Genomic DNA, 12,278 nt, shown 5'->3' on the forward strand with positions numbered 1-12,278 from the left:
ACAAAACGAAAGCAGGAGTCGAATGCGATTTCCTGCTTTTTCTGTCCTTCCATTAGAGGATCGTTCGCTATATATGGTACTATAGGGAATATAAAAAGCGCTTGCTTCTATCGTAGCATATAGGTTAAAGAAGGCACGCTTAGTTTATCATTTTTTAACTCAAACGGATGACCAATAAGATGAACGAGGAACTGAAATGAAGTATAAAAAATGGATTGAACAAATGACGTTAGAAGAAAAAGCTTCTTTAATGTCAGGGAAAGATTTTTGGCAAACGCAGGATATTGAACGACTTGGAATAAACAGTATTTTCCTTGCAGATGGTCCCCATGGAATTAGAAGACAGGCAGTTGCCGCAGATAAATTAGGGTTAAATGAAGGCATGCCAGCTACTTGTTACCCTACGGCGGCAACGGTTGCAAATAGTTGGAATGCCGAATTAGGCGAGAAAGTTGGCGAATATCTCGGCGAAGAAGCATTGGCGCAAAGAGTGAATGTCTTGCTTGGCCCTGGCGTCAATATGAAAAGAAACCCATTATGCGGTCGTAACTTTGAATACTTTAGCGAAGATCCTTATCTCGCTGGGAAGATGGCGGCGGGTTACATTAGAGGCATCCAATCACACGGAATCTCGGCATGTGTGAAACATTTTGCTGCGAACAATCAGGAAGAAAAACGGATGACGATCGACACGATTGTTGATGAACGAACGTTAAGAGAACTATATTTGACTGCATTTGAAATTTGTGTGGAAGAAGGGAAGACGAAGTCAATCATGTCTTCCTATAATAAATTAAATGGTACTTATACAAATGAACATATGCATCTTATGCAAGACATTTTACGGAATGAGTGGGGGTATACCGGGACTGTTATTACCGAGTGGGGCGGCAGCAATGACCGCGTCCAAGGATTACTCGCCGGAAATGAATTGGAGATGCCGACGACTGCCGGAGAGACGGATAAAGAAATTGTTGATGCGATCAAGTCGGGACAATTAAGCGAAGAGGTCTTGGATGAAGCGGTTGATCGGCTACTAGATCTCATTTTTTCAACAGAGGCTGCTTTTCAAAAGCCAATTGGGCAATTTGATGTAGAGAAGCACCATCGTGTCTCGCAAAAAGTAGCAGAAGAATCAATCGTGTTATTAAAAAATGACGAAAACATTCTTCCGTTAAAATTCGGCAAGAAAGTTGCGGTAGTGGGGGAATTTGCCCAAAACGCAAGGTATCAAGGAGCGGGATCATCGATTGTCAATCCAACGATTTTGGATCATACGATGGATTGTTTCGAGGAATCTGGAATCGTCAGTATCGGGTATGAACCTGGATTCGAACGATACGGGAAAAAGAATCAGCAAAAAATCGATCAAGCTTGCGAGTTAGCACAGAAAGCAGATGTCGTTCTATTGTATATCGGCCTTGATGAAGCAACAGAAGCAGACGGCCTTGATCGAAAAAATATGAAAATACCGGATAATCAAATTGACTTGTTAGAGGCATTGTATGAGGTGAATACCAACATCATCGCGATTATCTCTTGCGGTTCGGCGGTAGAAATGCCTTGGATTGGTAAAGTCAAAGGCTTACTGCACGGTTATTTAGGAGGGCAAGCGGGAGCGAGAGCAATCTTGCGCGTACTATCAGGAGATGTGAACCCTTCGGGGAAATTAGCGGAGAGCTACCCGTTGCGATACGAAGACACACCATCCTATAAACATTTCCCTGGCAAAGAAGCAACGGTTGAATACCGAGAATCTTTGTATATTGGTTATCGCTATTATGATACCGCTGAAGTCGATGTGTTGTTCCCTTTTGGTTTCGGATTAAGCTATACAAGCTTTGAATACACTGATCTGAAAGTGGATCGAAAAGGGGTAACTTTTCAGTTGACAAATACAGGAGACCGAGCAGGCATGGAAGTGGCGCAACTATATGTTGGTTGCACGTCAGACAACATTTTTCGGCCCAAAAAAGAATTAAAAGGCTTCAAGAAAGTGTTTATTAACGCAGGCGAGTCAAAACATGTACGCATCCCCTTTGACAATAAAACGTTCCGCTATTTCAATGTGAAAACAAACAAGTGGGAAATTGAAGAAGCATATTACACGATTATGATTGGTGCTTCTAGTGCGGATATTAAACTTCAACAACAATGGTTTGCCGAAGGGACGAATGCGCCTCTCCCTTATGAAAAGGAAAAACTGCCTAGTTACTATTCAGGAAAAGTAAATGATGTCAGCGTCGAAGAATTTGAACAACTTATTGGCCGTAAAATCCCTGAGCCGACATGGGATCGTACTCAACCATTAGGGTATAACGACACGATTGCCCAATGCCAATATGCAAAGGGTTGGTTCGGCAGAGTCGCGTATTATTCCATTATTCAAACGCAACGCTTCTTACGAAAAATAGGAAAGCGCAGCACAGCAAACATCATGGACATGTCGATTTTAAACTTGCCGTTCCGAGGGATTGCCCGAATGACTGGTGGCATCGTAAACATGCCGATGCTAGACGGCATTTTATTGATGGTAAACGGGCATTTCTTTAAAGGATTATGGCAAGTGACAAAGGAAAAAGCAAAACTAATAAAGGCAAAACGAAAATCCAAAGCAGACTTAATGAAAAATTGACCAATTTGTTTTGGTATTCTTGCCGATCGTTCGGTGCGAATCCTAAGCGAATAGAGGGTTCGCACCATTATAATATTGAAAAAACGGCTCAATATCGGATGGAAGGGAAAACCGACATTCATTGCTTTTTTGGATGTTACTTTCCATAAAATAAGGCTATCGTACTTTTTGTGGGTGCGTGTGCAGTCATTGACTTATTCGAACGACTTCTCGCTTCGAACTCTTTATCGCTAAGACCAGACTAAAATCAATACCCTCTAATGCAGCAGCCAGAAACTCTTATTTCCCAGCGTTTTTGGCTGTTTTTTAGTTGTTTTGTTGGGCTGCTTGACAAGGTATGGCTTTGTTCTGTAAAGTAGTTATCACACTAACTACTCAGAGGTGCTGATATGGAAGAGGCAGTTATTCAGGAGCTGCAAAAGCACGGCTTTTCCAAATATGAGTCAAAAGCGTATATCGGTTTATTAAAGGCGCCGGCGATTACAGGTTATGAATTAAGCAAGCGCTCAGGCGTGCCACGGTCGATGATTTATGAAGTGCTTGGCAAGTTGCTCGATAAAGGAGCTGTGCACACCGTGCCCGCTGATCCAATTGTCTATAAGCCAGTGGACCCGCGGCAGCTATTGACGAAAATGAGGGAAGATCTTGATGCTTCTTTGACCTCATTAGAGGATTCGTTAACAACTTTAGAAAGTGACCAAAAAATCGATGTGGTGACAAGGATTGTCCAGTATGAACATATTATTAGCGAGATGCGTTCCATGATTCGGGCAGCGAAGAAAGAGTTATGGTTATCAATTTGGTCACCAACTGTAGCAAGCATTGAGGACGTGTTAAAGGAAAAAGAAACGGACATTCCGATTTTTACTGTATTGTTTGGCGATGAAAGCAAGTCGTTTGGGCATACGTACCACCATAACTATATGGCGCCTAACATTGTCAGTGAACGAATGGGTGGCTATTTGACCATTGTCATTCGTGATGAGGAAGAAGCGTTGATTGCAAAATTTAGCGATAAGGGTTCAGAATGGGCTGTTAAATCAATGGACCCTGCTTTAGTGCTCATTGCTACAGAATATATTCGCCATGACATTATGGTAGAAGAAGTGACCCACGCATTTGGACCAGAGAAGCTCGATGCTTTATGGAGAAAACGTGAAGATTTGATTCATGTTATGACAGGAAAAAGCAGCTTGTGATAAGCGTGATGCTCAAAGCAAGCTGTTTATTTTGGAGAAATTTTTAGTAGTTAGTAGTATAACTTCTAGGGGATGTACAATGAATGCACATGTGAAATTTAGTTTGGCTATGGCGATTTTCGGTTCCATCGGATTGTTTTCCGTAAAGGCCGGTTTACCGGCGTTAGAGCTTGTTTTTGTTCGCTGTTTATGTGCGAGTGTGATGCTAGGCGCAGTAATATTGTTAACGAATAGGAAAGGAAGAGAGGAGCAGCCACCGAGAAGTGAGTATGGAAAGGTTTTATTATGTGGCTTGTTTCTTGTGCTTAATTGGCTCTTCTTTTTCCGGTCATTTGAAGTCATGCCGATTACGGTAGCAGTGTCGATTTATCATTTAGCGCCACTTCTTATCTTGCTTTTCGGTTCATTGTTGTTTAAAGAAAAGCTGACTTGGGCAGGCATCACCTCGATTGTGATTTGTTTTGCCGGCGCATTGCTCGTCGGCAAAGCGTATAGCCACGGCCATGTTTCTGATTTTTTGCAGACAGGTATTGGTTGGGCCTTTGCTGCTGCGTTCTTCTATGCATTAACGTCTCTTGCAGGAAAAAGCATTACTGTTTTATCGCCAACTAAAACAACGCTCATACAAACAATGCTTGGGGCTGTATTATTGGCGCCGTTAGTCGATTGGCACTTATTTTCGGGACTTTCCGCCGAGAACTGGCTGTTTATTCTTATAACAGGATTTATCCATACAGGTGTTGTTTTTTATTTTTTCTTTTCCAGTTTAAGAGAATTGCCTGCTTCGACGATTGCCATATTGGTTTTCGTCGACCCGATTGTTGCAATTTTGTTAGATGTCGCCGTACTTCACTATCACCCCGATATCCTGCAACTTGTAGGGATTTTGCTCATTTTTTTGGCTATGGGGTACCGCCCGAAAAAATACGAACAGAAAAAGGCATGAGCGTAGATGTTATGCTGTGAAACTTTGTACTTTAGTGAATTGAAAATAAAAGGATGGCTAGTTAATAGTGTTGGGGAGCTAAACATCAGTGTAAGTTTCCACGAACGAGTTTTTGAATTAGACGGGGACGTATGAGGAGGAAGCAGGATTTGCCAAATGAGTTTACGAGCCGAAAACAGGGCCTGTGATGGCAGGCCCTGTTCATTAGGAAAGGTAACAGATTAAATAAACCCATTTTCAGCTAAACATTCTAGGTAAAACTGATAGTCAGTGTCGGTCATGTCGCCTTCCTTCATGCCCTCAATCCCGATTCGGGCAACTAAGTACGTAACTAGATGATGGGCAAAGCCATATACCTTAAAATTTGTTACGTAATCTGTTTCGTCTTTTTCTAAGACCACAGAAACCCGTTTTCCATGGTTATGCTCATGGATAAGTTGATTATACGATACAGACTGCGCACCATTCTTCCATTTTGTTTGCGAAACGATATAGCTGGCTTTTTCGTAAATTGTAGACAGAAAAGGCTCTTTTATCGCATCAATATCATCCTTATTTTGAATAAGTTTAAGCACTTGTTTATTGGTTATTGTGTAAAGTTTATAGATTCTTTTTTCGTCGACTTCTTCATCATTTTCGTAATCTTCACGAGGAATCGTGAATAAGGGCAATTCTTTCGCCTTATATTTCCTCTCTAACGTATGTTCAATCTGAAATCGATTTAATTTTACTGGTTTCAAATGTTTGAATCTTGCATCCAGTTCCCGGTAATTCATGGTTATTTATTCCTACCTTTACTGTGCTTTTCTTGTCGGTTTTTTTAATTGTGTTTCCACCGAAGCCCAAGAAAGATTAAACTTAGTTTTTTACGAATAATGATTAGAGAATACTTGATTGCTTTTATAATTGTCCAGTTTTTGCTTGCAATCCCTTTGAACTAATTGCTGACTTAATTACTGCAAGGACAACATTATCTTATTCACAGTTCAAGCCAAGGTTATTCCTACATACTAAAGCAAAACTGGCTTTTGCTTCTCGATAGGTAGCGTAATGACTTTTCTAATCATAGGTTCATAAGTAGTTATTGCCCATTGCCATGAAAGTGAGCAAACAAAATCGTTTGTAGAAGCTTGCAAACGGAAACTGTCTTTTGGAGTCAGCAATTACAAAAATAGCGCTACTCTGGGCAGAGTAGCGCTGGGCCGTCATTTACCGGTTGGTATGAATGGTCTCCATTTCTTGATCGTAGGCAGTGCGGCAAATGTCGATGACGCCTGGGCTAATGTTGCAAAAGGCTTGCGCGCCTTGTATGACTTTTTTTACACGTGGCTCTGAAATCACCGAAGCAGGGAAGGCAAGAATTTGTGATATGGTGATCGCCAAGTTTTGTACCAGCTTCATGCCGTTGCTTGTCGTCATTTCTTCGTCTACTCCTTCCCAAATCGCTAATGCAATCGAGAATGCACAGTTGATCGCTCCTAAAATCGTTTCGCCTAAATCAAGAAGAAGCTCATAGGCCAGCTTGGCAACACCTTTGTTTTTAATTTGATTGCCTAGGGCGAGCCCATCTTTAAGGTTAAAACCAATTTGAAACAAAGCATAAAACATTTCAAACCCAAGGCGTTTTTCGTACGGTTTGTATGCCAAATCAAGCGACAGTGTCGTAACGGAGGTAACCGTTCCGACGCTGTAAGACAAAAACACGACAGCGCAACCAATCGTGGTCGTTTCTGTAAAAGACATGGTCGTGCTTGCTGTGCCAGCAATAATTGAGGCGATGCCACCAATAAAGCCGAATGCATAACTGGCTTTTCTCGCCGTAAGGGGAACCTCGGGTTCAGCGGCGGCTTGCAAAAGAACAGGGGACTGCTCTTGGTCAAAGGCAAGGTGAGGTTGCTTGCCGCCGAGCTTTGCGAGAAAATCACCATAGGATATCGAACTTACCAATTGCTTTGTTGTTTCTTCATCGAAAGGAACATCACCAGTCGTTGCTTTATAAAGCACAGTAGCGGGAATTGCTGTTAGCAAACTAATAAAGTCGATCAACGTCAATTTGCTGCCAGGCGCAATTACTTCTTCATAAAGAGGGGTAAGCAGCGGCACGTTCCAATGGATATGCAACAAGTCGTCAACCATTTGCGTGATTTGCTCAGCCGCTGTAAACAACCCATCAGCGAGGAGTTTAACCCCCTCTAATACGGCGTCTTCCAACAAGGAGACGATTTTTTGGAAGAGAGTTGCAAATGACCATGACTCGAATTGGTTAGCAAGTTCAGTGCCAAATTGTTCAAACTTTTGTTTGACGCTTTCCAGCCCGGCTCCCCATGATTCGTCATAGGAAAGTGTGTCTACTTCAGGCAGGTTTCCGCCAGGTTTCAGCAAATGACCGCTCATGACGTAATTCATCGACCAATTCGCTTCAGGCGCATCAAATAATAGCTGTTGTCCGTATTCTTGCTCGGTTAAGGTGCGGTTACCAATGGCACCAATGTTTTCTTGCAAGGCTGGATCAGCGACGTTCGTTTGGAAATGTTCAATCAAGCGGTCGACAAAAGCTTTCCCTTGATCGAGCTTTTGCACGGTTTCGTTTATTCCTAGTTCAACGGTTGTCCGGATAACCTCATGCGTCCGCAAAATGTCTTTCCATTTAAACAAATAGCCTAGCCAACGGACAAAGTCATCTAGCAGAATGTCAATTTCCGCAAACACATATTCAATTACGTCCCACAATTGTTCTGCGTACTGAAGGACGACACGGTACGCTTTTTCGGCACTATTAATTACTAGTTCAATGCCTTCTTTTACTTTGCTGAAAACGAAGTGTGTAACGGTGATAAAACCTTGTTTTATGGCATGCCAAATATCCCCGAACCAATCGCTCAGTATATGTGTCGTTTTCGTTGCTTGGTTAAACAGATTTGTTCCTGGATTGAAGTGTTGGTCAATATGGCCCTTGTTTTCCGTATAGACAGGATGCTTTCCTGTTAAGTCGAGTCCCCATTGCATTCCGTCCTCCACATCCGCCATTGACAAAGTATTAGCCAAAGGAGCATGTTTAGAAGAAGTTTGGAAGGCCCCTTGCTTCTGACTCGGCAAGGTTTGCGCCATCGTTAGCAAACGTTGAACAGCTTGGTGCGTATCGGCGATGTCTTGTTTTGACTTGCCTTTTAAAAGTGGTTCGGTTATTCCATCTTGGTCGGTTTGCAATTCCGCGTTGATCCATTCATCTACGGACATGCCTGTTAGCTTTTGCTTTACTTGTGCAAGCGGTTCGACATCGATCGTTTCGTTTAAGGCCGGTATCGTAATCCGTAGGGCAGCTGCAGCTACGCTTTTAACGTACTGTGTAATCATCACATTCCCAAGAGTATCCGTTTTTCTTTCGATATAGCCAGAGGGGTCATCAGCAAAATATGTTTTTCCGTTAATGATCAGTTGCACCAATTCGGAGGCTTGCACCCAGACGGTTTCGTTTGCCGCAGGTGCTCCTTTGTCGTCAACTAATTGAATGACTGTACTGTATCCGTCCTTTTCTTCAATTGTGCCAAGGGATTCAAACAGGATTTGCTCGCTGTGCCAACGCGTTGTCGAAACATCTTGGAAGTATCGGTATAACTGATTATCTAAATCGACCACAACTAAATGATTCTCCCCGGTAGTGCGGTTGACCGATAATGCCGATTCTCCTACTTGTTCTTGAAAAAGCAGGGGCTGTGTCCAACTCGTTTCGTCAAAATAGGAGCGAGAAAGTTTCCCATCGTCTGTAAGCAGCCAAATGTCTGTGCCTGAGGCTGTTTGTGCTGCCAAAATTTGTTTATAGGGGCGTTTGGAGGGACTGCCTTCGACCTTGCGCAAACCTGCCTTTACTGTTTTCGCGTCTTTTGCGAGTTGGACAGCAGGGCTTGCGTAGTATACCGATGTATCGCCAAGCCAACATTCAGAGTTTGAACCAGGAGCAGTTACAAGCGCAAAGCTAGTTGGGCTGAAATCCAGCGGCACCGGGTGGTTGTAATAATGAAAATCAGGCAAAGACGTAATGACAAGCTGTGTTTGGTTGTCGCTTGTTTGGTACAAGGCATATAACAGCCCGTCGACGCCATTGATTGATTCCAATTTGTTATGGTGGCCAATGGCGGTCTGGATGACGTGTTCGCTGTTCAACGGGGCAGGAACTTCCCGCCATAACCACGTCGTGTCGGTCAGGTTAGGGTTAATAAGATGGTTTGATGAACGATCCTTGTCTTGCGTTGTGACAACAATGAATACTTGCCCTTGTTTTCCGTATCCGGTAGCAATGTTTGACACCGTTCCGCTGCTGTATTGCCCACGGAATAGCCAACGATCCGTTGTGTGGTCGGAAAAGTCTTTTGTCATGTAAACCGTATAGGTTTGTTCCTTTAAGACAACGGCGGTAAGGAGAGGCGCGCCGTCAGCGTCTTGAATCGCTTCAATAAAGACCGCTTCACTGTGCTCGGGCAGGCCATCGCTTAAATAGCAGGTGTTCCAGCCTTTGTCTGTACCGTTTTCTTTGTTATACAAATAAATACGGCCATCACTGCCAATTGAAAACAACCATAGTTGGCCATCTGTGCCTGTTGTCGTTGTCAACGCTTTGTCATATTGCAATGGAGTACCTGATACATAGCTTTTCATTAATGTTGATTGAATCGAATAACGGGAAACACCCATTTAATTGACCTCCTACATTTGAGCTAATTTTTAACAGTTGTTGCGACAATCATCGAACCATTATCGTAAAACTGGGCATCTTTAAACATGATTTCTGAGCCGCCGGGCAAGATCGCCCGTGCTTTCATGCTGTTCATTTGTGTACTGTATCCTGTGTTAATTGTTTTTTGCCAATCCTTGCGAATAAGGTCCTGAAAGACGTCGTCCACTTGGCCAAATGTAAAGACGGTGATGATAAAGTCAGCAAAAACAGCAAGGGCATGTTCAAACTTTCCAAGCGCATTTGGATGGTCTTTTTTTGTTGTAATGACTTCTGAATTTTCGGCAGATACATTGACGCTGCTTTTGATCGTGTCGACTTCAAAGGTGAGTGTTGTCGTCCATTTGATCGTGCCGTCGACGTAACCGATATAAGAGCCGGCCAGATCATGCATGTCTGTGTTGTAGTCAATGTTAAAATGAACAGCCATTTGCTTGGTACCTACAAGGGGAACAAGCGTGCAAGTGGTTTTTCCTTTGGTATTCTTATCCAAACGGCTCTCAAAAGACACAAAAAATTGATTGTTGTTTGTAGGGGAAAATTGCGTTTTATCTATAGATAGTACGTTGGCTAATGATTGGAGTAATGGGTCCATTACAAGGGCTTGGGACAGCACAAAACTGCCTTCTACCTTATCGCTCATCACCCAATTATGTGGGAACATTCCTGCGCCGCTGCCTGGGACGGTTTTATGGTCTGTTACGAGCAAATAGTTAATGCTGCTGCGTGATGCAAAGTGGGCGTCTGAGTAAATCGAGTACGTACATCCTGTAGGCTGCCAAGTCGCTTGCGATGGCTCACTGATTTTGTCAACTGCATAGTAACCGAAAATATAAGGGTTGTCGTTGCCTTTAATCGTTTCTATAAAGGCTTCCACAAGGTTTCGGATTTGGCCAGTCAATTCTGGCTGGTCAGTGGGAATAGCGCCATTTGTTTGAAAATCAAATGACTTTAATAGATTCGCGTCCTCGAAATTAAGAAACAAATGCTGAATGCTGAACATGCTCGTATCGAATTGTTCAAGTTGCCGTTTCACTTCGTCTGGAATCGAATCTTGGTTTTGATACGTGGAAGCCAATTCTGCTAAACTCATATTGACAAAAAGGGAGAGGTTGCTGCCGCTAAGCTCTTTTGTTGTTTGCACAACGGCAGGCTTTCCGTCTTCCATCACAATTTTCGCGTAATGAAAGTTTGCTTTGGTTAACGGCATCGTTAGTTTTGCTGTTCGGCTCGAGCTGTCCCCTGTGTTAAAGTCAACAACGGGACATCCCAGCTCAGCATCAATCGAATAGAGTCCCTCTGCTGCTTCTGCTTTCCATGTTGTTGGCAACATGTCCATTGCCCAAAGTAACTGCAGTTGAGCGTTAATCGTTTGTTGGGAGACGGCATAGACCATGTCAAACCCGTTCAAATTTTGATACGTTAGCAAGATCATCATCCTCTCTTTTATGTGCCTTTTGGCCCATGCGAATACACATGTCTATAAGCACAACTTAATCGTATTCACCAGCAATGCCTGTTATTCTAAAAAAAGAAGGAGCCAAGTAGTACAAATGACCGAAGAGAACGGTCACTAGCTCAAATAAAAACGCTTTCACTGGGTAAGTGGAAAGCCTTGTTATCAAATAAATGACATCGACGAAAACACCAAACAAATAGGCGTGTGCCAGGCGCTGCATTCAGGCGGAAATTGCTTCTCCTTGATAGACTCTCTATACTAGACGGTAGAAATGATGAATAGAGAGAGGGAAGCCCATTGGCTACGATAAAGGAGATTGCTGAAAAAGCAGGTGTCTCTATTACGACAGTTTCGCGAGTGCTAAAGCAAGACCCCACTTTATCTGTGACGCAAGAGACAAGGGAAAAGGTGTATGAAACCGCGCAACGGTTAGGCTATACAAAGAAACGATTTAAACATTCATTAAAAAAAATTGCTTTCTTGTATTGGATTACGGAAAAAGAAGATTTGCAGGACGTTTATTTTCAAACAGTGAAGAAAGGCGTTGAGGAGGAGGCAAACGAACGGCAGCTTAACTTAACAACGTATTCGATCGGTGATGGAATTGAGGCGATCGACCCGCAAACAAAAGGTGTCATTTGCATTGGGCGTTTTAGCAAGCGTGAACTAGACTATATTCGTACATTAACAAATGACGTGGTCTTTATTGATACCTCGCCTGATGAAGACCATTTCGATTCTGTACGGCCCCATCTCCGCAGAATGATTGAACGGATGATTGATTATTACATTGAAAATGGCCATACAGCGATTGGTTATATTGGCGGCAATGATTTTGACGCCGATTGTGGCGGTTATATTCCTGATCGCAGAGAGCGTGCCTTTAAAGAATATATGAAGCAAAAAGGGCTTTTCGATGAACGGTTTTTGTTTGTTGGCGACCAATATGCTGTAAATGAAGGCTATGCTCTGATGAAACAAGCGATCCACTCCCTTGGAGACCAGTTGCCGACAGCATTTTGCGTAGCAAGCGACTCCCTTGCTGTAGGTTGTTTGCAAGCTTTAAATGAGGAACGGATTGCCTTGCCGGAGCGGGTAAATGTTTTTAGTATAAATGACGCCAGCATCGCCCAATATGTTTCACCGCCGTTGACAACCTTTCGGATTGATGTAAAGCTTTTGTGCCAAACGGCGATTGACTTGTTATTGGAACGGTTTGTCGATAAAAGGACTTCTCCAAAGACGGTGCTCATGTCATGTAACCCCATCTTTCGAAAAAGTACTAGCTAAGTAATCGACTTTGTCGATAA

At 43.0% G+C, this 12,278-nt stretch carries 8 protein-coding genes; 4 read left to right on the top strand and 4 right to left on the bottom strand.

Annotated features, from left to right (window positions below; genetic code table 11):
- Positions 1–196: 196 nt before the first annotated feature.
- From BC8716_RS10040 to BC8716_RS10050, 3 genes are all read left to right on the top strand, one after another.
- Complete coding sequence (locus tag BC8716_RS10040; protein WP_094425333.1) at positions 197–2,635, top strand: beta-glucosidase family protein; 2,439 nt, start codon at positions 197–199, stop codon at positions 2,633–2,635.
- A gap of 389 nt (positions 2,636–3,024) precedes the next feature.
- Positions 3,025–3,834, top strand: a complete 810-nt coding sequence (locus BC8716_RS10045; RefSeq protein ID WP_094425335.1) for a TrmB family transcriptional regulator — start codon at positions 3,025–3,027, stop codon at positions 3,832–3,834.
- A 79-nt stretch (positions 3,835–3,913) separates the two neighbouring features.
- Complete coding sequence (locus BC8716_RS10050; protein WP_094425337.1) at positions 3,914–4,780, top strand: DMT family transporter; 867 nt, start codon at positions 3,914–3,916, stop codon at positions 4,778–4,780.
- A 221-nt stretch (positions 4,781–5,001) separates the two neighbouring features.
- Here BC8716_RS10050 and BC8716_RS10055 read toward each other — a convergent pair whose 3' ends face one another.
- From BC8716_RS10055 to BC8716_RS10070, 4 genes are all read right to left on the bottom strand, one after another.
- Positions 5,002–5,556 carry a hypothetical protein gene (locus BC8716_RS10055; RefSeq protein WP_094425339.1) on the bottom strand — a complete coding sequence of 185 codons (555 nt, stop codon included), beginning with the start codon at positions 5,554–5,556 and terminating at the stop codon, positions 5,002–5,004.
- A gap of 433 nt (positions 5,557–5,989) precedes the next feature.
- Positions 5,990–9,469, bottom strand: coding sequence for a hypothetical protein (locus BC8716_RS10060; RefSeq protein WP_094425341.1), 3,480 nt, complete (start codon positions 9,467–9,469; stop codon positions 5,990–5,992).
- A 23-nt stretch (positions 9,470–9,492) separates the two neighbouring features.
- Positions 9,493–10,938, bottom strand: a complete 1,446-nt coding sequence (locus BC8716_RS10065; protein WP_157730400.1) for a hypothetical protein — start codon at positions 10,936–10,938, stop codon at positions 9,493–9,495.
- A gap of 64 nt (positions 10,939–11,002) precedes the next feature.
- Positions 11,003–11,188 carry a hypothetical protein gene (locus tag BC8716_RS10070; RefSeq protein ID WP_094425344.1) on the bottom strand — a complete coding sequence of 62 codons (186 nt, stop codon included), beginning with the start codon at positions 11,186–11,188 and terminating at the stop codon, positions 11,003–11,005.
- Positions 11,189–11,265: 77 nt separating this feature from the next.
- On the opposite strand from BC8716_RS10070, the gene BC8716_RS10075 reads away from it, so the two are divergent.
- Complete coding sequence (locus tag BC8716_RS10075) at positions 11,266–12,258, top strand: LacI family DNA-binding transcriptional regulator (RefSeq protein ID WP_094425346.1); 993 nt, start codon at positions 11,266–11,268, stop codon at positions 12,256–12,258.
- Positions 12,259–12,278: the final 20 nt, after the last annotated feature.

The sequence above is a fragment of the Shouchella clausii genome (assembly GCF_002250115.1).
GTDB lineage: Bacteria > Bacillota > Bacilli > Bacillales > Bacillaceae_D > Shouchella > Shouchella clausii.